This is a genomic window from Blastococcus aggregatus, assembly GCF_900221005.1.
Taxonomy (GTDB): domain Bacteria; phylum Actinomycetota; class Actinomycetes; order Mycobacteriales; family Geodermatophilaceae; genus Blastococcus; species Blastococcus aggregatus.
Map to the genome: position 1 here is coordinate 441,341 of NZ_OBQI01000003.1, position 21,360 is coordinate 462,700.

Below are 21,360 nucleotides of genomic sequence, written 5' to 3' on the forward strand. Positions count from 1 at the left end.
CCTCAGGCCTGCCCGCCGGCCGCGGGCAGCGGCGGCGCGGCGTAGGGGTCGGGGTCGACGGGTGCGTTGTTGAGGTCCACCGAGAGGAAGATGTCGTTGGCGACCGGGTGCCGCAGCTCCTCGGCCAGCTGGCCGATCAGCCCGGCGGTGCGGGCCAGCAGCGCGAAGCCGCGCAGCAGCTCCAGCGGCAGGCCGAGGTCGGCCAGCGCCGCTCCGCAGACGCCGGCGCCGTTGAGCGGCAGCCGCTTGCCGAGCACCTGCTCGTGCACCCGCCCGATGGCGGCGAACAGCGAGAGGTGCGGCCCGAAGACGCCCTCCTGGGTGGCGATCTCCATCAGCCGCGGCGTGCGCGGGTCGCCCTGCTTGTGCACGTGGTGGCCGAGCCCGGGCACGAAGCGGCCCAGCGCGCGCTGCGCGGTGACCGTCTCCAGCGCGAGGGCGTCCCAGCCGGCGTCGTCGACGGGCAGGGCGCCGTCCACCCCGCTGAGGACGTCGTGCAGGAAGCGGCCGCAGTCCTCGGTGACGCCGAGGAAGCGCGAGCCCCCGCCGAGCAGCCCGGCCGCCAGCGCGCCCTGGATCGAGTCCGGCGCCCCGAGGTAGGTCAGCCGGGTGACGATCGCCGTCGGGGTGAAGCCGTGGTCGGCCAGCGCGGCCAGCACCGCCTCGAAGACCCGGGTCTCCCCCGGGGTGGGACGGCGCTGGGTGGCCAGCCAGAAGGACAGCTCGCCGAAGCCGACCGTGCCCATCACGTCGCGGGCGAGATCGGTGCCGAGCAGGGTGATCGACTCCAGGCTCGAGGCGCCCAGGGCCGTGGGGTACTGCGGCTTGGCGTCCTGGGGCCGCTCGCTCATGCGTTCTCCTCCGTCGTGCTCAGCCAGCTCTGGATCTCGGCCCCGTGCTCGTCCAGCCCGGGGGGTGGCAGGCGATAGGTGGCCTCGGTGGCGGAGAAGGTGATCGGGTTGCGGACCGACGGGATCGCGGCCGCCCCCTCGCCGACGTCGACCACGGGGTCCAGGCCGATCTCCTCGGCGAACGCCACGCCCTGGTCGATGGTGTTGATCGGCCCGCACGGCACGCCCGCGCCGATGATGTCGCGGAACCACTCCATCTTCGTGCGGGTGCGCAGCCGCTCGACCAGCAGCGGCCGCAGGGCGTCCCGGTTGGCGGTGCGGTCCTCGTTGCGGCCGAACCGCGGATCGTCGGCGAGCGCGGGCACACCCAGCACCTGGCACAGCTTGCGGAACTGGCCGTCGTTCCCGGCGGTCACGATCAGGTCCCCGTCGGCGCAGGGCAGCGGCTCGTAGGGGAACAGGCTCGGGTGGCTGTTGCCCATCCGGAAGGGCACCACGCCCCCGGCGACGTAGGCGCTGGTCTGGTTCACCAGGCCCGACAGTGCCGAGGACAGCAGGTTGACCTCGACGTGCTGCCCGGCGCCGGTCTCGTGCCGGTGGTGGACGGCGGAGAGGATGCCGATGGTCGCGTGCAGGCCCGCCATCACGTCGAACAGCGCGACGCCGCCGCGGAAGGGTTCCCCGTCGGGGCTGCCGGTCAGGCTCATGAAGCCGGAGATCGCCTGCACGATGAGGTCGTAGCCGGGCAGCGCGGCGCCGCCGGGACCGCTGCCGAACCCGCTGATCGAGGCGTAGACGACCGCCGGGTTGACCGCGGCGACGGCGTCGTAGTCCAGGCCGAAGCGGGTCAGCCCGCCGGGCTTGAAGTTCTCGACGAACACGTCGGCGCGGCGGGCCAGCTCCCGGGCCAGCTCGACGTCGCCCGGGTCCTTGAGGTCCAGCGCGATCGAGCGCTTGTTGCGGTTGACGCCCAGGTAGTACGTCGAGACGCCCTCGCGGACCGGCGGCTGCCACGTGCGGGTGTCGTCACCGCCCTTGCCCTCCACCTTGACCACCTCGGCGCCGAGGTCGGCCAGCAGCATCGTGCTGTACGGCCCGGCCAGGATCCGGGAGAAGTCGGCCACCAGGAGCCCGGAGAGCGGCCCTCGTGCGGCTGGGGCGGGTGCTCCCGCTCCCGTCGTCTCGGCGCTCATCAGCGGTCGGTGCCTCCTCGGATCGGGAAATCTCGGACGGTTGTCCGCCCGCGACGCCAGGAGTCTCGACCGGGATCCGGCAGGCTGTCAACCGGACCTGAGGCCCCCTGAGGCGGCACGCGATCACCGGTTGACAGGTCGCCCCCAGCGGGCGAGGGTGACCCGCATCGCATGCCATGTCCGCACAACGGACGTTCGTCCGTCGAGTGCGTCCGACGTCAGGAGGAGACGATGAGCAACCCCGAGCCCACGCCGGAAGCCGGTCGCCCGGTGGTCCTCCGGGGCGGCACCGTCCTGACCATGGACGACGCCGGCACCGTGCTCGCGGACGCCGACGTGCTCGTCGTCGGCGACCGGATCGCCGCCGTAGGCCAGGCCCTGGAGGTGCCCGACGGCACCCAGGAGATCGACGCCCGCGGCGGCATCGTGATGCCCGGGATGATCGACACCCACCGGCACATGTGGCAGACCGCGATGCGCGGCTACGGCGCCGACTGGACCCTCACCCAGTACTTCGTCTGGTACTACCTCGAGCACGGCCGCACCTTCCGCCCCGAGGACGTCGCCGCCGGCAACCGGCTCGCCGCCCTGGAGGCCCTCGAGGCCGGCGTGACCACCACGGTCGACTGGTCGCACGGGCTGCAGAGCGTCGACCACGCCGAGGCCGCCGTCGAGGCGCTGCGCTCGGTGCCCGGCCGCTTCGTCCTCGCCTACGGCAACATCCAGGCCGCTCCCTGGGAGTGGACCGCCGACCCGGCCGTCCGCGCCTTCCTCGAGCGCCGGCGCGACGCCGCCGACGACATGCTCGGCCTGCAGCTCGCCTTCGACGTCACCGGCGACCCGGCCTTCCCCGAGAAGGCGGCGTTCGAGGTGGCCCGCGACCTCGGCCTGCCGGTCACCACCCACGCCGGCGTCTGGGGCGCCACCAACGACGACGGCATCCGGCTGATGCACGAGCACGGCTTCATGACCCCGGAGACGGTCTACGTGCACGCCGCCACGCTGACGCCGGACTCCTACCACCGCATCGCGGCCACCGGCGGCTCGATCTCGGTCTCCACCGAGTCCGAGCAGAGCGCCGGGCAGGGCTACCCGCCCACCTGGCAGGTCCGCAAGCACGGCATCCCGGTCTCGCTGTCGATGGACACCAGTGTGTGGTGGAGCGCCGACCTGTTCTCCGCGATGCGTACCACCCTGGGCGCCGACCGGTCCCGCGAGCACTTCGAGGCCCACCTGAAGGGCGACACCGTCACGCACGTGGCACTCCGGGCGCGCGACGTCGTCCGGTGGGCGACCCGCGGCGGGGCGGCGGCGCTCGGCCGCGACGACCTCGGCTCGCTGCAGCCGGGGAGCAAGGCCGACGTCGTCCTGCTGCGCAACGACGACTCCCCCGTGTCGTTCCCCGTGCTGAACCCGTTCGGCCACGTGGCGTTCCAGGCGCAGCGCGGCGACGTGCACACCGTGCTGGTCGACGGCCGGGTCGTGAAGCACGCGCACAAGCTGGTCGGCGTCGACCTGGCCGGCGTGCGCCGCGAGGTCGAGGCCAGCGTCGAGCACCTGCGCTCCACGCTGGGCGAGGAGGCCTGGGCCCAGGGCATGAACCCGGACCTGCCGGGTGCGGAGGTGCTGGACAACCCGTACCAGTACACCGACTACAAGTCCGACAGCACGCGGGCCGCGCGCGAGGAGGTCTACGAGGAGCACCTCGCCACGGAGCGGTGAGGCGGGCGCGGCACCCTGGGATCAGGACGGACGACGCATCAGGACGGACGACGGGAGGACAGGACATGGCAGGTCGCGGCACCGGCCCCGACTTCGTCGAGGCGCTCGCCCGGGGGCTCGACGTCCTCACCTGCTTCGACCGCGACTCCCCCACGATGACGCTGTCGGAGGTGGCCGCGGCGGCCGGGCTCGCCCGGCCGACGGCCCGCCGGCTGCTGCTCACCCTGGAGGAGCTCGGCTACGTGCGCGCCACGGGCGGGGCGTTCGCGCTCACGCCCAAGGTGCTCACCCTCGGGATGGCCTACGTGGGCGCGCTCGGGCTCTGGGACATCGCCCGCCCGCACCTGGAGGCGCTGGTGGCCCGGACCGGCGAGTCCTCCTCCATGGCGCAGCTCGACGGCTCCGACATCGTCTACGTCGCCCGGGTGTCGGTGCCGAAGATCATCACGCTGCGGGTCGAGGTCGGCACGCGCTTCCCGGCCGTGCAGACCTCGCAGGGCAAGGTGCTGCTGGCCGCCCTCTCCCCCGAGGACCTCGCCGCCACGCTCGCGGAGGCAAGCCGCGCCGGTCTGCCGCCGTTCATCGGGCCACCCTTCATCGCGCACAGCCCCGAACGGCTGCGCGACGAGCTGACCGAGGTGCGGGCCCGCGGCTGGGCGCTGGCCGACGAGGAGCTGGCGCCCGGCGTCCGCTCGGTCGCCGTCCCCGTGCGGGACGGGACCGGGGCGGTGCGGGCCGCCATGAACGTGACCGTGCACGCCGCCGAGACCAGCACCGACCGGTTGCTGGCCGAGCACCTCCCGCTGCTGCAGCGCACCGCCGGTGACGTCAGCGCGGAGTGGGCGCTGTGGCAGACGCGTCCGCACGTCGAGCTGCGCCGCGCTCCCGACGGCGGAGCGGCCACCGCCTGACCCGTGTGCCAGGGTCTCCCCCGTGCTGAACGTGCTCTCGATCCAGTCCCACGTCGCCTACGGGCACGTCGGCAACGCCGCGGCCGTGTTCCCGCTCCAGCGCCTCGGGGTGGAGGTGTGGCCGGTGCACACCGTCCAGTTCTCGAACCACACCGGCTACGGGAAGTGGACCGGGCGGGTGTTCGACGGCCAGGCGGTCGAGGAGATCGTGGACGGCATCGCCGACCGCGGCGTCCTGGGCGGGTGCGACGCCGTCCTCTCCGGCTACCTCGGCTCGGCCGACATCGGGCACGCCGTCGTGCACACCGTCGCCCGCGTGCGGGCGGCCAACCCCGCCGTCGTCTACGCCTGCGACCCGGTGATCGGCGACGTCGGCCGGGGCGTGTTCGTCCGGCCGGGCATCGAGGAGTTCATGCGCGAGGTCGCCGTCCCGGCCGCCGACGTCGTGACGCCCAACCACTTCGAGCTCGACCTGCTCTCCGGCACGACCACCCGGTCGCTGGACTCGGTCAAGGACGCCGTCGCCGCGGTGCAGGCCCTCGGCCCGCGGGTGGTCCTGACCACGTCGCTCGACGCCGACGACACCCCGCCGGACGCCGTCGACCTGCTGGCCTCGGAGGGCGGGCGGCACTACCGGGTGCGCACCCCGAAGCTCGGCGTGACGGTGAACGGGGCCGGCGACGCGATCGCCGCGCTCTTCCTGGCCCACCTGCTCCGCACCTCCTCCCCCGCCGAGGCGCTCGGCGCGGCCGCCGCGTCGGTGTACGGGCTGCTGGCCCGCACCGAGGCGGCCGGCTCGCGGGAGATCCTGGTGGTGGCCGGCCAGGAGGAGATCGTGTCGCCCACGCACGCCTTCCCGGTCGAGGAGGTCTGACCGCCTGCGGTCAGCGGCGTACCGCCGTCCCGAGGATCTGCGGGGCGGTGGATGAGGGGACCCGGGTCACGGGGAAGCGGAAGCGCTCGACCCGCTCGACGGTGAACCCGGCGGCGGCGATCGCGGCCTCGGTGTCGCGGGCGCAGTGGCACCCGCCGCCGACCGCCGGCCACACCGTCCGGTCGAGCACCCCCTGCACCCGCGCGAAGCCGGCGCTGTCGGCGCGCACGTGCTCCCAGAAGTGCAGCCGCCCGCCCGGGCGGAGCACCCGCGCCAGCTCCGCCAGTGCGGTGGCCTGGTCCGGGACGCTGCACAGCACGAGCGAGACGACGGCGGCGTCGAACGCGGCGTCGTCGGCCGGGATCGCGTCGGCCGTCCCGTCGACGACGGTCACGGGGACGGCGGCCCGCCCGGCCGCCTCCGCGGCGAGGGCGCGCAGGTGCGGCTCCGGCTCGACGGCGAGCACCCCGTCGACGCCGGGCGGATAGTGCGCGAAGTTCGCGCCGGTGCCCGCGCCGAGCTCGAGCACCCGACCCGCGACGCCGGCGAGCAGCCGTTCGCGGTGCTCGGCGGCCCCGTGCTCCTCAGCGGCCGCGGCGATCCGCACCCACAGCCGGGCGAACCACGGGTGGTGCACCGTCGTGCCGACCGCGCTCCGGATCATGCCCTCACCATGGCCCGCACCTGTCCGGCGCGGCAAGAGCCGCCCGCCCCGCGTGCGTGATCAACACGCACTCGTGGTCGCCTCGGCGCGCCTCGATACGACCCTCAGCGCGTGTTGATCATGGATGTGCGTCAGTCGACCGGGACGAGCATCGCGTGAGCCCGCACCAGGCCCTCGGGGTCGATGGCTGCAATCCGCTGGACGATCTCGTCGTCGACGACCGGCACCACCACGTCGACCGCTCCCCGGATGGCATCGGCGCTGATGGTGAATGCCGCACCCGACAGTGCGTCGTGCACGGCCGCCTGCAGCTCCTGGAGCTTCGCGGCCGTGTGCGCTGCCGCCACCACGCAGATCGGCCCGCCGTAGCGCTGCCGAAGTTCTGCTTCGTGCCGGTCCAGATCGCCGGTGAAGCTGAACGTCAGCACCCCCGCGTCGACATCGTCCGGTCGGGCGCCGGTCCACGCGGCATCCTGGTCGAGCCAGACGGCGCCCAGGTCCGGCTGCTCATCGGCGTAGGTCGTAGCTGCGCTCTGGGCCTCCGTCGTCAGCAGACGCTCGTCGACCACCGCCCAGCCACCGGCGGGCGGGTCACAAGGCGTGGGAGGGACGGAGTCCTGCACTCCCTCCGGCCGGGGCACCGAGTCCCGATCGCCGGGTGGCTCGGTCAGCGTGAAACGGTCCCCGTCCCACGTGCCGACGAGCCCGTAGTTGCCCCAGATGGTGCCGTTCGCCGACTCCTCGTCGTCCACATCGGCCCACTCGAACCCGACGACGTCCGGGCCGCCGCACTGCGGCGGCAGTGACTGCTCGACCCCGCCCAGGCACAGCTGCGGCCCGTGGTCCGGCGACTCCAGAACCGTCGTGCTGACGGCGTACCGCTGGGCTTCCACCGGCTCCGGGACTGGCGCGCTGCCGGCCGCTTCGGCGCATCCGGCGAGCAGAAGGCCACCGAGGAGCAGCGCCGCAGGCCGCCTGCTCCGGGTCATGGCGGGAACGGTAGGGGAGACACCGCCCCCGGATGCCGTGTGCGGACGCCGCGCGTGACCGACGACGCAGCCGGGGACGCCCGCGAGCGCGGATACTGTGCAGTCGTGCCCCCCGTGAGTTCCCTCCTGCCCCGCGCTGCCCGGACGACGCTGCGATGAGCGTCGTCGAGGAGCGGCCGGACGGCGGGCGGGAAGCGAAGGCAGCCGTGGGCGAGGCGGGCCGGCGGCGCACGTTCGCCGTCATCAGCCACCCGGACGCCGGCAAGTCCACGCTCACCGAGGCCCTCGCCCTGCACGCCCGCGTCATCGGCTCGGCCGGCGCGGTGCACGGCAAGGCGGGCCGGCGCGGCACGGTGTCGGACTGGATGGACATCGAGAAGGCCCGCGGCATCTCGATCACCTCCGCCGCGCTGCAGTTCGAGTACCGCGACGCCGTCATCAACCTGCTCGACACCCCGGGTCACGCCGACTTCTCCGAGGACACCTACCGCGTCCTCACCGCCGTCGACGCCGCCGTGATGCTCGTCGACGCCGCCAAGGGCCTCGAGGCGCAGACGATGAAGCTGTTCGCCGTCTGCCGGCACCGCGGCATCCCGGTGCTCACCGTCATCAACAAGTGGGACCGCCCGGGCAAGGACGCCCTGGAGCTGATGGACGAGATCAGCGAGCGCACCGGCCTGACCCCGACGCCGCTCACCTGGCCGGTGGGCATCGCCGGCGACTTCCGCGGCGTGCTGGACCGCGCCGACGGCACCTACCGCCGGTTCACCCGCACCGCCGGCGGCGCCACCATCGCCCCCGAGGAGACCCTGCCGGCCGCCGCCGCGCTGGCCCGCGAGGGCGACGCCTGGCAGCAGGCCGTCGAGGAGGTCGAGCTGCTGGAGGCCAGCGGCCAGGACCACGAGCAGTCGCTGTTCCTCGAGGGCGTGACGACGCCGGTGCTGTTCGCCTCCGCCGTCTCCAATTTCGGCGTCGGCGCGCTGCTGGACACCCTCGTCGACCTGGCCCCCGCGCCCACCGGCATGCCCGCGGCCGACGGCGCGGTGCGGGAGCTCACCGACCCCTTCAGCGCCTTCGTGTTCAAGGTGCAGGCCGGCATGGACACCGCGCACCGCGACCGGCTGGCGTTCATCCGGATCTGCTCGGGCGTCTTCGAGCGCGGCATGGTCGTCACCCACGCCCGCACGGGCCGGCCGTTCGCGACCAAGTACGCCCAGCACGTGTTCGGCCGGGACCGGGAGAGCATCGACGTGGCCTACCCCGGCGACGTCGTCGGGCTGGTGAACGCCAACGCGCTCGGCGTCGGCGACACCCTGTACGCCGACCGGCCGGTGCAGTTCCCGCCGCTGACCACCTTCGCCCCCGAGCACTTCGCCGTCTGCCGCGGCCGGGACGCCGCCAAGCACAAGCAGTTCCGCAAGGGCATCGAGCAGCTCGACAGCGAGGGCGTCGTGCAGGTGCTCAAGTCCGACCGCCGGGGCGACGGCGCGCCGGTGCTCGCCGTCGTCGGCCCCATGCAGTTCGAGGTCGCGCAGCACCGGATGGAGCACGAGTTCGGCGCCCCCGTCGACCTCGACCGGCTGCCCTACAGCCTCGCGCTGCGCACCGACGAGGCGTCCGCGCCCGGGATCCTCGCCGCCGCGCGCAACGCGGAGATCCTGCGCCGGGCCGACGGCGAGCTGCTCGCCGTCTTCCCGGACAAGTGGGGCCTGCGCGTGCTGCAGCAGAACAAGCCCGAGCTGCTGCTCGAGCCGCTGGTCGCCGCCCAGCTCTGACCCGCGCGCCGCTCAGCGGGGGCTGGGCACCTCCGGCCGGCGGACCGCGGTGAGCAGCAGGTACTCCCACTCCAGCGCGCCGTCGCGGGCGGACCGGCGCACGAGGTCGGCCAGGTCGGCGTCGAGCGCGGCCGCCCGGTCCGGCTCGTCGGCCAGCGCCTTGTAGACGGCGATGGTCGGGCCGTACCGCGCCTTGAAGTAGTCGCGGAACGCCTCGGGCGTGGCGAAGAGGTCGACGGGGAGCGTCCGGCGCTCGACCACCACGTCGGTCACCCGGTCGCCCAGCAGCTCGCGGACGTGCTGCTCGCTGCCCCACAGCGGAGGCGGCTGCGCCCCGGGTGGGGGCGGCGGCGCGTAGGGCTTCATGGTGGCGAACATCTGCCCGATGAAGCCCTCGGGCGTCCAGCTGAGCAGCGCGATCCGGCCACCGGCACGGCAGACCCGCACCAGCTCGTCGGCTGCCCGCTGGTGGTGCGGCGCGAACATCACGCCGATGCACGACACCACGACGTCGAACTCCCCGTCGGAGAACGGCAGCGCCTCGGCGTCGGCCTCCCGCCACTCCAGCTCCACCCCGCGCTCGGCGGCGCGGGCCCGGCCGGCCTCGAACAGCTCGGGGGTGAGATCGGAGGCGACCACAGCGGCTCCGGCCTCGGCGGCGGCGATCGCCACGTTGCCGGTGCCCGCCGCGACGTCGAGGACGCGGTCCCCGGGGCGCACCCCGGCGGCCGTGACCACGATCGGGCCGAGGTCGAGGAGGAGGTCGGTCGCGAGCGACGGGTAGTCGCCCGAGGCCCACATGGCGCGGTGGCGGGCCTTGAGCGCGCGGTCGGCGTCGGCGGGAGTGGAGGTCGTGGAGGTCATCGGTGCGGGGCCTTCGGGTCCGAGGGACCGGCGCCCCCGCGAGCCGGCGTGCTGGGTCAGCGCCCGTCAGGCTGGCGCCCGGGACCTCGGGCCGACAGGGTCCGAGGGCCCGGTCAGCCGATCTCGGCCGCCCGCAGGATCACCAGGGCCTCGTCGACCGTCGCCGGCTGGACCGGGAGGTGGGGCAGGACGCCGGGCAGCTCCTCGGGCTCCAGCCCGCTGTCGACCAGGGCCGCCAGCAACACCGCCGCCTCGTCCGGCGGGACCGGGACGGTGCACCCGGACTCCTCCAGCGCGGCACGGGCGAGGAACAACGCCCCCGCCAGGCTGTCGTCGGGCACCGGCACCTCCGGCGCCGCGACGGCGGCCCGGGTGGCGGCCTCGGCCGCGCGCACCAGGGACAGCGGCAGCCCCTCGGTCTCCACCTCGAGCAGGGGCACCGCGCCCAGGGCGGCGAGCACCAGCTGCTCGGCGTCGATCCGCAGCGGCGCCTCCCACTCCCCCGCCCGGACGACGGCGGGCAGGTCGTCGCCGTCCTCCCCGACGTCCTCGGCCAGCTCCGCCCACGCCGCCGGCCGGCGCTCGCGGGCGCGCTCGGCGGCGGCGACGCAGGTGGCGTGCACGAACGGCACGAGCACCTCGTCGTCGAACCGCTCGGCGTGCACGCCGCCGTCCGGCGTCAGGGCGTTCAGCGCGTCCTGGAAGCTGCCGGGCACCGCGTCGGCCAGCTCGAACCGGCCGTCGTCGTCACTGGCCAGCGGCAGCCCGCCGACCGCCCGCTCCCCGAGCGTCGGCCCGGTGGGCTGCGGCAGGCCGGCCCGGCGGCGCAGGTGCGGCCGGTCGGAGAGCCCCACCGCCCACGCGCAGCTCTCCGCGATCAGCGCGGGGGTCCGCTCCCGCAGCACCTCGCGGGCGAGCAGCCCCATCCAGTCGACGTCGAACACGGGCTCCAGTGTCCCAGCGGGCCACGGTCAGGGGGTGGGCTCGGTCGGAGGCGTGCCCAGCGGCGCTACAGCTCGCGGTCGCGGACGACGTGCACCGCGGCCTCCTCCGCCGAGGCCGCGGCGCCGTCGATGCCCTCGTCGCGGGCCCACAGCTGCTCGTCGGTGTCGGCGTCCCCGCCGTCGTCCGAGGCGACCAGCCGGCCCGCCCGGACGTCGCCCACCTCGTCGTCGAGCAGTTCGCCGTCGGTGTCGGAGCTGTCGCCGAGGCCGTCCCCCTCGTCCGGGACGCCGTCGGGCAGCTCCCGGGCCAGCCGCCCGTCGAGGCTCTCGCCGGCGGACTCCTCCGCCTCCGTCGTCCCCCAGTCCTCCACGGCCCAGGGGCGCTCGGGCGGCGAGTACCCGGTGTCCAGGACGTCGCGGACCCCGCGCGGGTCCTCGAGGGTGTCCTCCGCCTCGAGCAGCCCGGTGGCTTCCTCGGGGTCGGTGCCGTCCGTACCGTGGATCCCTGGCTCCACCATGTGCGTACCTCCAGCTGGGAGTGGGCGATGAGCGATCCGGCGATCGACCCCGCGGTGCCGCCGTCCGGCGAGGGGTGCGTGGAGTGCGATGCCAGCGGCGGCTGGTGGTTCCACCTGCGCCGCTGCGCCGCCTGCGGGCACGTCGGCTGCTGCGACTCCTCGCCCGGGCAGCACGCCCGGGCCCACGCCGGCGCGACGGGCCACCCGGTGGTGCGCAGCTTCGAGCCGGGCGAGGACTGGTTCTGGAGCTTCGCCTCCGACGGCCCAGTGGCCGGCGCGGAGCTCGCGCCGCCCCAGCACCGCCCGCTCGACCAGCCGGCGCCCGGCCCGCGCGACCGCGTCCCCGCCGACTGGCGGTCGCGGCTGCACTGACCCCGGCACCGGGCCGAGTGTCGTCCGGCCGGCGCCCGAGGGCCAGTGCCGCGCGCGCCGTCGACCGGCCACCGCCCGGCGGTCGGTCACTCCGCGGCGGCCCCCGCCGTGTGCCCCTCGACCTGCTCGCTGCCGGGCGGCCCGATCCACACCGTCTTCGCGTTCATGAACTCTCGCATGCCGAGCTCGGTGAGCTCCCGGCCGTAGCCGCTCTGCTTCACCCCGCCGAAGGGCAGCTCCGGGTAGCTGGTGGTCATCCCGTTGACGAACGCCATGCCGGAGGCGATGTCGCGGACGAACTGCGCCCGCTCGCCCTCGTCCTCGCTCCACAGGTTGCTGCCCAGGCCGTAGGGGTGGCTGTTGGCGATCTCGATGGCCTCGTCGAGCGAGTCCACGGTGAACAGCGCGGCGACCGGGCCGAACACCTCCTCGGCGTAGAGGTCCATCTCGGGGGTGATGTCGCTGAGCAGCGTCGGCTCGAAGAACCAGCCGGGCCGGTCCACCCGCTTCCCGCCGGTCAGCACGGTCGCCCCCTTCGCGACGGCGTCCTGCACGTACTTCTCGACGTCCTCCAGGCCGGACTCGGTGGCCAGCGGGCCGATCTGGGTGTCCTCGTCCATCGGGTCGCCGACGGTCAGGGCGGCGATCTTCTCGGTGAACAGGCGGGTGAACTCCTCGGCGACCTCGCGGTGCACGAAGAACCGCTTCGCCGCGATGCAGCTCTGGCCGTTGTTCTGGTTGCGGGAGGTCACCGCCACCTCGGCCGCCCGCTCCAGGTGGGCCGAGGGCATGACGATGAACGGGTCGCTGCCGCCGAGCTCCAGGACGGTGGGCTTCAGCGCGTCGCCGGCGATCGAGGCGACCGACTGCCCGGCCGGGGCGCTGCCGGTGAGTGTCGCCGCGGCCACCCGGTCGTCGCGCAGCACCCGCTCGATGGTCGACGAGCCGATCAGCAGGGTCTGGAAGACGTCGTCGGGGAAGCCCGCCTTGCGGAAGAGCTCCTCCAGGTACAGCGCGGTCTGCGGAACGTTGCTCGCGTGCTTGAGCAGCCCGACGTTGCCGGCCATCAGCGCGGGGGCGGCGAAGCGCATCGCCTGCCAGAGCGGGAAGTTCCACGGCATGACGGCCAGCACCACGCCGATCGGCTGGTGGACGACGTAGGCCTGCGCCGCCCCGACCGCGGCGGCGTCGTAGGGCTGCGGCTCGAGCAGCGCCGGGCCGTTGTCGGCGTACCAGCGCAGCGCCGCGGCGCACTTGCCCACCTCGGCCTTGGCGGAGGCGAGCGTCTTGCCCATCTCGGTGGTCATCAGCTCGGCCACCGCGTCGGTGTCCGCGTCGAGCACCTCGGCGGCGTCGCGCAGCCACTCGGCCCGCTGGGCCGGCGTCGTCCGGCGGTAGGCCGCCGCCGCAGCCGCCGCCCGCGCCAGCTTCTCCTCGAGCGCGTCGTCGGTGAGGGGCTCGAAGGTCCGGAGCGTCTCCCCGGTGGTCGGATTGGTGGTGGCGATGGCCATGGTGGATCCCTCCGTCGGTCGCATCGCTCACCTGCCCGGCGCAGCGCCGGTGAAACGGCCGCTCCGCCCAGCGGACCGGGGCGCGCGGTCCAGCCCGCCGTCAGCGCGTGCGGAGCACCTCCTCGAGCGCCGCCCGCACGCCGCGGGTGCGCACCAGGTCCAGCGTCGCCCGGTAGGTCGCGGCGAAGCGCTCGTCGTCGACCAGGTCGCCGAACAGCTCGCGGTCGGAGACGAACGCCAGCGGGTCGTCGGCCTGCCGTCCGGCAGCGGCCATGAGCCGCTCGCGCAGCGGGTCGACCACCTCGATCGGGGCGCCGTCCTCCCCCACGCCCTCGGCGTACCGGGCCCAGCCGGCCAGGACCGCCACCGAGCAGCGGATCTCGCCCCCGGAGGCCAGGTTCGCCCGCAGCACCGGGAGCAGGAACTTGGGGATCCGGTCCGAGCTCTCCGCGCCGAGCCGGGCGAGCGGATCCCGCATGGTCGGCGTGGCGAACCGGCCGATGAGGTCGGCCTTGTAGGAGTCCAGGTCGATGCCCGGCACCGGCGCCAGCGTCGGCGTCGCCTCCTCGTCCATGTAGGCGTGCAGGAACCGGCGGAACAGCGGGTCCTGGCAGACGTCGTGCATGTAGGTGTGGCCGGCCAGCGTGCCCAGGTAGGCCATGGCCTGGTGGCTGCCGTTGAGCAGCCGCAGCTTCATCAGCTCGTAGGGCTCCACGTCGTCCACCATCTGGACGCCGACGTCCTCCAGCGGCGGCCGGCCGCTGCCGAACCGGTCCTCCAGCACCCACTGCGTCCACGGCTCGCAGACCACCGGCCAGGCGTCCTCGACGCCGAACCGGCGGGCCAGGTCCGCGCGGTGCTCGTCGGTCGTCGACGGGGTGATCCGGTCGACCATCGAGTTCGGGAAGGGCACCTCGCGGTCGACCCACTCCCCCAGGGCCGGGTCCCGCAGCGCGGCGAAGGCGCCGAAGCTCCCCCGCGCGACGTCGCCGTTGCCCGGGATGTTGTCGCAGGACAGAACGGTGAACGGCGGGATGCCTCTCTCGCGCCGGCGGACCAGGGCCTCGGTGACCAGGCCGAAGCTGGTCCGCGGGGCGGCTCCGGGGACCAGGTCGGCCCGCACCCCCGCGTCGTCGGCGTCGAACGCGCCCGTCACGGCGTCCACGTTGTACCCGCCCTCGGTGATGGTGAGCGACACGATGCGGATCGCGGGGTCGGCCATCCGCTCGACGACGGCCTCCGGATCGTCCGGGGCCAGCAGGTACTCGATGACCGAGCCGATGACCTGCGCGCTCCGGTAGCCGTCGGGATGGGTGACGATCAGCGTGTAGAGGCAGTCCTGGGCGGCCATCACCTCGGCCATGCGCCGGTCGCCGGGCAGCACGCCGACGCCGACGATCCCCCAGTCCAGCGCCTGCCCCCGGCTCATGAGCCGGTCCAGGTACATCGCCTGGTGCGAGCGGTGGAAGCCGCCCACGCCCAGGTGGACGATGCCGGCGCGGACCTGCGCGCGGTCGTAGCCGGGCGTGGTCACCGACGCGCTCAGCAGGGGCAGGGTGCGGGAGGACAGTGCGGGCACCCGACCACCTTCCCCCGCGGCCCCCCGCCCTGACGGGAGGGGCGGACCGAATGGCGTTCGAGGATGTGGGATCGTCGCACCTACACGTCGAGACCGCAGAGCGACTGCGGTCAGGAATGAGGACCGATGCAGTTGCAGCTGTCCCCGGAGATGCAGGCCTTCCGGGAGGAGATGCGGACCTTCTTCACCACCCAGGTGCCGCAGGAGATCCGCGACAAGGTGGCCGCCCGCCGCCACGCGTCCAAGGACGACTTCGTCACGACCCAGCAGATCCTCAACGCTGCCGGGCTGGCGGTGCCGCACTGGCCGGTCGAGTACGGCGGCCGTGACTGGACCCCGCTGCAGCGCCACATCTGGCGCGAGGAGATGCAGCTGGCCCACGTGCCCGAGCCGCTGGCGTTCAACACCAGCATGATCGGCCCGGTGCTGGCCCAGTTCGGCAACCAGGAGCAGAAGGACCGCTTCCTGGCCAAGACGGCCAACCTCGACATCTGGTGGTGCCAGGGCTTCTCCGAGCCCGACGCCGGTTCCGACCTGGCCGGGCTGCGCACCACCGCCGTCCAGGACGGCGACGAGTGGGTCGTCAACGGTCAGAAGACCTGGACGACCATGGGCCAGTACGCCGACTGGATCTTCTGCCTCGCCCGCACGGACCCGACGGCGGAGAAGAAGCAGCGCGGCATCTCGATGCTGGTCTTCCCGATGGACACCCCCGGCGTGACCCTCCGCCCGATCGAGCTGCTCGACGGCGGCTTCGAGGTCAACGAGGTCTTCTTCGAGGACGTCCGCGTCCCGTCGGAGAACCTCATCGGCGAGGTCAACAAGGGCTGGGACCAGGCCAAGTTCCTGCTCGGCAACGAGCGCGTGGGCATCGCCCGCGTCGGCGGCACCAAGGGCATGCTCGCCCTGGCCAAGGAGCTGGCCCGCGAGACGACCTACAACGGCCGTCCGCTGCTGGAGGACGCGCGCTACTCCTCCCGCATCGCCGAGATCGAGAACGAGCTCGTCGCCCTGGAGCTGACCGCGCTGCGCGTGGTCGCGAACTCCGCCGACGGGAAGCCGCACCCGGCGTCCTCGGTGCTCAAGCTCAAGGGCTCGGTGCTCCAGCAGGAGGTCACCGAGCTGATCGTCGACATCGCCGGCCCGCTGTCGGTGGCCTCGTTCGCCGAGGAGGGCTCCGACGTGCCCGACTGGGCGCGGGTCTCGGCCCCCGAGTACCTCAACTACCGGAAGGTCTCCATCTACGGAGGCTCCAACGAGGTGCAGCGCGTCATCATCAGCGGCACGATCCTGGGGTTGTGAGATAGCCATGGACTTCACCTACGACAGCGAGCAGAACGACCTGCGCGAGGCCGTGGCGGCGCTGCTGGCGCGCGCCTACGGCGACAGCGAGGTGCGCCGCAAGGTCACCAAGAACGACCCGGGCTTCGACGAGAAGGTCTGGACGCAGCTGGCCGAGATGGGCCTGCTGGGTCTGCCCTTCGCCGAGGAGCACGGCGGCATGGGCGCCGGCCCGGTCGAGGTCGCGATCGTCGCCGAGGAGATCGGGCGGGTGCTCGCACCCGAGCCGTTCATCGAGGCCGTCGTCCTCGCCGGCGGGCTCGTCGACGCCGTCGGCACCGACGCGCAGAAGGGCGAGCTCCTCGGGGCCCTCGCCGGCGGCACCTCGGTGCCGGCCTTCGCGCACGCCGAGATCGGCGCCCGCTGGACGGCGTCCGCCTCGGCGGTCACGGCCACCGAGGCCGGCGGCAGCTGGACGCTGAGCGGCGTCAAGGAGCCGGTGCCGCACGGCGCCCGCGCCGACGTCCTCGTCGTCTCCGCCGCGCTCCCCGGCGGCGGCACCGGGCTGTTCGTCGTGAACGGCGACGCCTCCGGGCTGAACCGGACCGGCTACCGCAACATCGACGGCACCCGGTCGGCCAAGGTCCGCTTCGAGGGCACCCCGGCGACCCAGCTGGGCACCGGCGGCGACCAGACCGACGCCATCGAGCGCGCGCTGGCCGTGGCCCGGATCGCCTACGCGCACGAGTCCGTGGGCGCCATGGACACCGCGCTGCGCACCACCACCGAGTACCTGAAGACCCGCAAGCAGTTCGGGGTCACGCTGAACAAGTTCCAGGCGCTCAACTTCCGCGCCGCGGACATGTACGTGTCCCTGGAGCTGGCCCGCAGCATCGCGCTGTGGGCCTCGGTGGTGCAGCTCTCCGACGGTGACGTCGTCACCGCCGCCGACCGGGCCCGGCTGCTCACCAGCCGCACCGGCCGGCACATCGGCAAGGACGCCATCCAGCTGCACGGTGGCATCGGTGTGACCGCCGAGTACAAGGTCGGTCACTACACCGCCCGGCTCACCGCCATCGACCACCTGCTGGGCGACGGCGACTTCGCCGCCGACCGGCTGGCGGCGAAGGTCGGCAGCTACCCGACCGTGGACCCGCTGGGCGCCCCGTACGCCTGACGCACCCGCGAGACGACAGAGCCCCGCTCCCCTTCGGGGGGCGGGGCTCTGCCGCGTCCGGCGGACTTCCGGTGCAGGAAGTCCGGGACTTCCGGTGCAGGAAGTCCGGGGAGGGGTGGGTCAGTCGGCGAGCATGGCGCGCCGCAGCTCGACGGCGTCGGTGCGGACGGCGTCGAGCACCGGCACCACGTCGTCCTCGCGCAGCCGGCCGCAGCTGACCCGCACGATCGGCACCGTGTCGTAGTCCTCCGTCGTCAGCCGGGCCGCCACCTCGAAGGCGCTGCGCAGCAGCGCGCCCTCCTCCGCCCGGTAGTCGTCGACGTGCTTGAGCGGGGCGATCATCGGCTGCGGGAACCCCCACTGCTCGAGCGCCACCGCGGTCAGCCGGAGGCAGTTGAGCCCGTAGCGCCGGGTCTCCGCCGCCCGGCGCCCCGGGAAGGTCGGCTCGGCGGCCACGATCTCGGCGTAGCCCTCGCTGTCGTTGTGGAACAGCAGCGCGGCGCCCATCTGGGCGAGCAGCCCGAGGCAGAGCGCGTCCTGCGGCCGCTCGGCGAAGCGCGGCGCCAGCGTGGACGCCGCCAGCGCCAGGTGCGTGCTGAAGTCCCAGAAGTCCTCGGGCAGCCGCGACTCGTCGTCCAGGTCGGTGAGGGCGACGGTGGCCATGGTGCGCACCGTGGTGAAGCCGACGACGGTCACCGCGAACTGCAGCGAGGTGACCCGGCCGCGCATGCCGAAGTAGGCGGAGTTGGCCAGCTTCATCACCCGGCTGGCCAGCGCGACGTCGGAGGCGAGGATCCTGGCCAGCTCCTTGGCGCTGGTGTCCTCGGCGTTGGCCACCGAGACCAGCTGCGCGGCGACCGGCTTCTGCGAGGCCATCGTGTCGATGCTGGCCAGGACCTTCTCGACGTCGAAGGTGGGAGCCGGCACGGACGCGAGGTCGGCTCGGGGGAAGGGCGTGACGGTCACGGTGCGGTCTCCCCGTGGGTGGCGAACCAGGCGGCGGCGTGCCCCCCGGTCATGGGCTCGGCCAGGCTGAAGCCCTGCAGGTAGGTGGCACCCAGCCGCTGGAGCTCGTCGGCCTGCTCGGTGGTCTCCACGCCCTCGGCGACCGTGCTCAGATTGAGGTTGCGGGCCATCGCGATGACCGCCGAGGCGATCTCGGAGTGGCCGTCGGACAGCTCCGCCACGAAGGAGCGGTCCACCTTCAGGCAGTCGACCGGCAGGTGCCGCAGGTAGGCCAGCGACGAGTAGCCGGTGCCGAAGTCGTCGATGGCCAGGTCGACGCCGATGTCGCGGAGCTGCTGGAGCACCTGCTGCGCCGACTGCGGGTCCTTCATCAGCGCCGACTCGGTGATCTCGATGGAGATCCGCGAGGCCTGCAGGCCGTGCCGCTGGAGCGCCGCCACGACCTGCGCGGGCAGGTTCCCGTCCAGCTGGAGGGCCGAGACGTTGACGTTCGCCCGTCGCGGGGCGGCCGCACCCATGAGCCGGTCCCACTCCGCGAGCTGCCGGCAGGTCTCGTCGAGCACGAACAGCCCCAGCCCGGCGATCAGGCCGCTCTCCTCGGCCAGCGGCACGAAGACCGTCGGGCTGATCGGTCCGCGCTCGGGGTGCTGCCAGCGGGCCAGCGACTCGACGGCGACCGGTGTGCGGTCCGCGGTGCTGAAGATCGGCTGGTAGAGCAGCGTGAGCTCGCGGTTGTCGATGGCGTCGCGCAGCTCGGTGACCATCCGCAGCTTGTCCCGCGCCTCGGCCCGGCCGGCCTGGTCCAGGACGCTGATCCGGCCCTTGCCGCCGGCCTTCGCCTGGTACATGGCGATGTCGCAGTCACGGATGAGCTCCTCGGCCGCGACGTGGTCCGCGGTCTGCACGGTGACGCCGACGCTGGCGTGCGGGCGCACGTCGACCCCGCCGAGGCGCAGCGGACGGGCGAGGGCAGCCGCGATCCGCTCGGCGAGGGCGACCACGGCCTCCTCGTCGACCTGCTCGCACACCACCACGAACTCGTCGCCCCCGAACCGGGCGACGAGGTCGCCCGGCCGCACCGTCGCGCGGAGCCGGTTCGCGACCTCGATGAGCAGCTCGTCGCCGGCGGTGTGGCCGAGGGAGTCGTTGACGACCTTGAAGTTGTCCAGGTCGAGGAACAGGCAGGCCAGGCCCCCGACGCCCGGGCGGAACCGCTCGGCCACGTACTGCGCCAGCAGGGTGCGGTTGGGCAGCTCGGTGAGCGGGTCGTGGTGGGCCTGGTGGGCCAGCCGCGCCTCGAAGGCCAGCCGCTCGGTGATGTCCTCGATCGTGGCGACGAAGCCGGCGCCGACGCCCGGGGTGAACAGGTGGGCGAACCGGATGATCGTCGTCCGCACCGTGCCGTCGTCCCGGACGAGGCGTGCCTGGACCTCCACCTCCCCGCCGTCCAGCGCGGCCGAGACCTGCTCGATGACGGCGTCGAGGTCGTCGGTGTGCACCGTGTCGATCCAGCCGGTGCCCAGCATCTGCTCGGCACCGCGGCCGACGAGGCCGCAGAACGCGTCGTTGACGTGCGCCAGGCGCATGCCTTGCTCGGAGAGCAGGGTCGGCACCGGGGAGCGCTCGGTGAGGGCGGAGAAGCGGCGCTCGTGGGCGTCCGCGGTGGCCCGCAGGGCGCGCTCCTGCTCGTTCGCGGTGGAGCGCAGCATCACCGTCCACCGGCGCCCGCCCGGCGACGGCGTCGTGAGCACGCCTGCCTCGACGAGCGCGCCGCTGGCGGTGCGGACGTGCAGCGTGCGCCGGGCCGAGCGCTCCCGGCGGAGCAGCAGCTTGAGCTCGCCGCCGCCGAGGGTCGGGAACAGCTGCTCGACCGGCATCGCGCAGAGGTCCTCGAGGCCGTAGCCGAGGAGCTGCACCGCGCCCTCGTTCGCCCAGGCGAACCGCTGCGTGCGGCCCGAGGTCTCGGCGACGAGGAGGGCCAGCGAGTCGCTGACCGAGGCGCTGTAGAAGACGGAGGAGACGATCTCCGGCGGAACGTGGTCGTCCGACGCACTGACGGCGGTCACGGTCCTCCTCTGGTGGTCGCGGTAGGGCGCCCGTTCGGGCGCGCCACCAGCTACTTCGGCGTCCCCCCACCCGGTCTTTGAGCCGATTTCGTCCGGTTCCCCCGTTGGGGGGACGCATCGCGCGGCTAGCCTGCGGGCCGAGGAGGTGCCGTCATCCCCGTGTTCCCCCGCACCCGCAGGCCGGCCCGCCGCACCGCGGTCGCCGCCGTCCTCGCGCTCGCCCTGGGTTCCTCGGCCTGCGCCGGCGACGCCGACCCGGTGCACGCCTTTCCCGACGCGGCGCTCGCCGCCTGCGTGGCCGGGGCCGCAGGCCTGCCCGCGACGACGGAGCTCTTCGCCGACCGCGACCTGGCCGCGATCGAGGAGCTGCACTGCGACGGGCTCGACGCCTCCGCCCCGATCCGCTCCCTCGACGGTCTCGAGCGGCTGACCGGGCTGCTCGACCTCGATCTGCCCCGCAACGAGATCACCGACCTCGGGCCGCTGGCGTCGCTCCCGCGGCTCAGCACGCTCACCCTGACCGACAACGCCATCGGCGACCTCTCCCCGCTGGCCGGGCTCCAGCTGTTCGACCTCGGCCTGTCGCAGAACCCGGTCCGGGACCTCGCCCCGCTGGCGAAGATGCCGACCCTGCGCGCGCTCGGCCTCGCGGCCGCGCAGCTCACCGACATCTCCGTGCTGGCCCGCGCCGACGGTCTGAGCCGGCTGGACCTGAGCGGCAACGCGATCACCGACGTCTCGCCCCTGGCCGGGCTGCCGAGCCTCGACACCCTGCGCCTGGGCCGCAACCAGGTCGTCGACCCCTCCCCCCTGGGCACGATCCCGACGCTGCTGATCCTGGACCTGTTCGACAACGAGATCACCGCCGTGGGCGGGCTGGCCGAGGCCCCGCTGCTCCAGGAGCTCCAGCTGGGCGCCAACCCGCTCACCGACCTCACCCCGCTGCTGCGCGTGGCCTCGCTGGTCAACCTGGGTCTGGACGAGACGGACGGGACCCGGCTGACCGGCATCGAGCAGCTGCGGGCCGCCGGCGTCTCGGTGAACGGGCTGGCCTGACGCGTCACCCCTCCGGACGTGGCAGTGGTCACATCGGCGGGCCCCGA

At 73.8% G+C, this 21,360-nt stretch carries 19 protein-coding genes; 8 read left to right on the forward strand and 11 right to left on the reverse strand.

Annotated elements, in window-relative coordinates; all coding sequences use genetic code 11:
- Nucleotides 1-2 precede the first annotated feature (2 nt).
- Together CRP29_RS11955 and CRP29_RS11960 are read right to left on the reverse strand one after the other, a co-directional pair.
- Nucleotides 3-851: a citryl-CoA lyase gene (locus tag CRP29_RS11955; protein WP_097195254.1), complete on the reverse strand. Its 849-nt coding sequence runs from the start codon at nt 849-851 to the stop codon at nt 3-5.
- Nucleotides 848-2,044, reverse strand: coding sequence for a CaiB/BaiF CoA transferase family protein (locus CRP29_RS11960; protein ID WP_097195255.1), 1,197 nt, complete (start codon nt 2,042-2,044; stop codon nt 848-850). Before CRP29_RS11960 ends, CRP29_RS11955 begins: the two co-directional genes overlap by 4 nt.
- Before the next feature lie 231 nt (nt 2,045-2,275).
- Here CRP29_RS11960 and CRP29_RS11965 point away from each other — a divergent pair, with 231 nt between their 5' ends.
- The 3 genes from CRP29_RS11965 (at nt 2,276) to pdxY (ending at nt 5,551) form a co-directional block, all read left to right on the forward strand.
- Nucleotides 2,276-3,766 carry an amidohydrolase family protein gene (locus CRP29_RS11965; RefSeq protein ID WP_097195256.1) on the forward strand — a complete coding sequence of 497 codons (1,491 nt, stop codon included), beginning with the start codon at nt 2,276-2,278 and terminating at the stop codon, nt 3,764-3,766.
- Between the two features lie 65 nt (nt 3,767-3,831).
- Nucleotides 3,832-4,677, forward strand: coding sequence for an IclR family transcriptional regulator domain-containing protein (locus CRP29_RS11970; protein ID WP_097195257.1), 846 nt, complete (start codon nt 3,832-3,834; stop codon nt 4,675-4,677).
- 22 nt (nt 4,678-4,699) lie between these two features.
- A complete protein-coding gene (gene pdxY / locus CRP29_RS11975; protein ID WP_217991565.1) occupies nt 4,700-5,551 on the forward strand; it encodes a pyridoxal kinase PdxY in 852 nt (283 codons plus the stop codon).
- Between the two features lie 10 nt (nt 5,552-5,561).
- On the opposite strand, the gene CRP29_RS11980 is transcribed toward pdxY, so the two are convergent.
- Both CRP29_RS11980 and CRP29_RS11985 read right to left on the reverse strand, forming a co-directional pair.
- Nucleotides 5,562-6,215 (reverse strand): class I SAM-dependent methyltransferase, encoded by a 654-nt coding sequence (locus CRP29_RS11980; RefSeq protein WP_097195258.1) that lies wholly within the window; start codon nt 6,213-6,215, stop codon nt 5,562-5,564.
- 131 nt (nt 6,216-6,346) lie between these two features.
- Nucleotides 6,347-7,204, reverse strand: coding sequence for a hypothetical protein (locus tag CRP29_RS11985; RefSeq protein WP_141437116.1), 858 nt, complete (start codon nt 7,202-7,204; stop codon nt 6,347-6,349).
- A gap of 155 nt (nt 7,205-7,359) precedes the next feature.
- On the opposite strand from CRP29_RS11985, the gene CRP29_RS11990 reads away from it, so the two are divergent.
- The gene (locus CRP29_RS11990) at nt 7,360-8,979 is read left to right on the forward strand and encodes a peptide chain release factor 3 (RefSeq protein WP_097195260.1); all 1,620 of its coding nucleotides are present in this window, start codon (nt 7,360-7,362) and stop codon (nt 8,977-8,979) included.
- Nucleotides 8,980-8,991: 12 nt separating this feature from the next.
- Here the strand turns inward: CRP29_RS11990 and CRP29_RS11995 are convergent, their stop codons facing one another.
- From CRP29_RS11995 to CRP29_RS12005, 3 genes are all read right to left on the reverse strand, one after another.
- Nucleotides 8,992-9,843: a class I SAM-dependent methyltransferase gene (locus CRP29_RS11995; protein ID WP_097195261.1), complete on the reverse strand. Its 852-nt coding sequence runs from the start codon at nt 9,841-9,843 to the stop codon at nt 8,992-8,994.
- 113 nt (nt 9,844-9,956) lie between these two features.
- Nucleotides 9,957-10,787, reverse strand: coding sequence for a hypothetical protein (locus tag CRP29_RS12000; protein ID WP_097195262.1), 831 nt, complete (start codon nt 10,785-10,787; stop codon nt 9,957-9,959).
- Nucleotides 10,788-10,852: 65 nt separating this feature from the next.
- Complete coding sequence (locus CRP29_RS12005) at nt 10,853-11,305, reverse strand: DUF5709 domain-containing protein (protein WP_097195263.1); 453 nt, start codon at nt 11,303-11,305, stop codon at nt 10,853-10,855.
- A 27-nt stretch (nt 11,306-11,332) separates the two neighbouring features.
- Between CRP29_RS12005 and CRP29_RS12010 the strand changes: the two genes are divergently transcribed.
- Entirely contained in the window at nt 11,333-11,677 is a 345-nt protein-coding gene (locus tag CRP29_RS12010; RefSeq protein ID WP_097195548.1) for a UBP-type zinc finger domain-containing protein, read from the forward strand.
- Nucleotides 11,678-11,763: 86 nt separating this feature from the next.
- On the opposite strand, the gene CRP29_RS12015 is transcribed toward CRP29_RS12010, so the two are convergent.
- Nucleotides 11,764-13,188: an NADP-dependent succinic semialdehyde dehydrogenase gene (locus tag CRP29_RS12015; RefSeq protein ID WP_097195264.1), complete on the reverse strand. Its 1,425-nt coding sequence runs from the start codon at nt 13,186-13,188 to the stop codon at nt 11,764-11,766.
- 100 nt (nt 13,189-13,288) lie between these two features.
- Complete coding sequence (locus tag CRP29_RS12020; protein WP_097195265.1) at nt 13,289-14,767, reverse strand: mannitol dehydrogenase family protein; 1,479 nt, start codon at nt 14,765-14,767, stop codon at nt 13,289-13,291.
- Between the two features lie 126 nt (nt 14,768-14,893).
- Here CRP29_RS12020 and CRP29_RS12025 point away from each other — a divergent pair, with 126 nt between their 5' ends.
- Together CRP29_RS12025 and CRP29_RS12030 are read left to right on the forward strand one after the other, a co-directional pair.
- Nucleotides 14,894-16,069: an acyl-CoA dehydrogenase family protein gene (locus tag CRP29_RS12025; protein WP_097195266.1), complete on the forward strand. Its 1,176-nt coding sequence runs from the start codon at nt 14,894-14,896 to the stop codon at nt 16,067-16,069.
- Nucleotides 16,070-16,076: 7 nt separating this feature from the next.
- A complete protein-coding gene (locus CRP29_RS12030) occupies nt 16,077-17,225 on the forward strand; it encodes an acyl-CoA dehydrogenase family protein (RefSeq protein WP_097195267.1) in 1,149 nt (382 codons plus the stop codon).
- 120 nt (nt 17,226-17,345) lie between these two features.
- On the opposite strand, the gene CRP29_RS12035 is transcribed toward CRP29_RS12030, so the two are convergent.
- Together CRP29_RS12035 and CRP29_RS12040 are read right to left on the reverse strand one after the other, a co-directional pair.
- Nucleotides 17,346-18,191 (reverse strand): HDOD domain-containing protein, encoded by an 846-nt coding sequence (locus CRP29_RS12035; RefSeq protein ID WP_245852751.1) that lies wholly within the window; start codon nt 18,189-18,191, stop codon nt 17,346-17,348.
- The gene (locus CRP29_RS12040; RefSeq protein WP_097195268.1) at nt 18,188-20,257 is read right to left on the reverse strand and encodes a putative bifunctional diguanylate cyclase/phosphodiesterase; all 2,070 of its coding nucleotides are present in this window, start codon (nt 20,255-20,257) and stop codon (nt 18,188-18,190) included. The genes CRP29_RS12035 and CRP29_RS12040 overlap by 4 nt, the downstream gene beginning before the upstream one ends.
- Nucleotides 20,258-20,416: 159 nt before the next feature.
- On the opposite strand from CRP29_RS12040, the gene CRP29_RS12045 reads away from it, so the two are divergent.
- A complete protein-coding gene (locus CRP29_RS12045; protein ID WP_097195269.1) occupies nt 20,417-21,313 on the forward strand; it encodes a leucine-rich repeat domain-containing protein in 897 nt (298 codons plus the stop codon).
- The last annotated feature ends 47 nt before the right edge of the window (nt 21,314-21,360 follow it).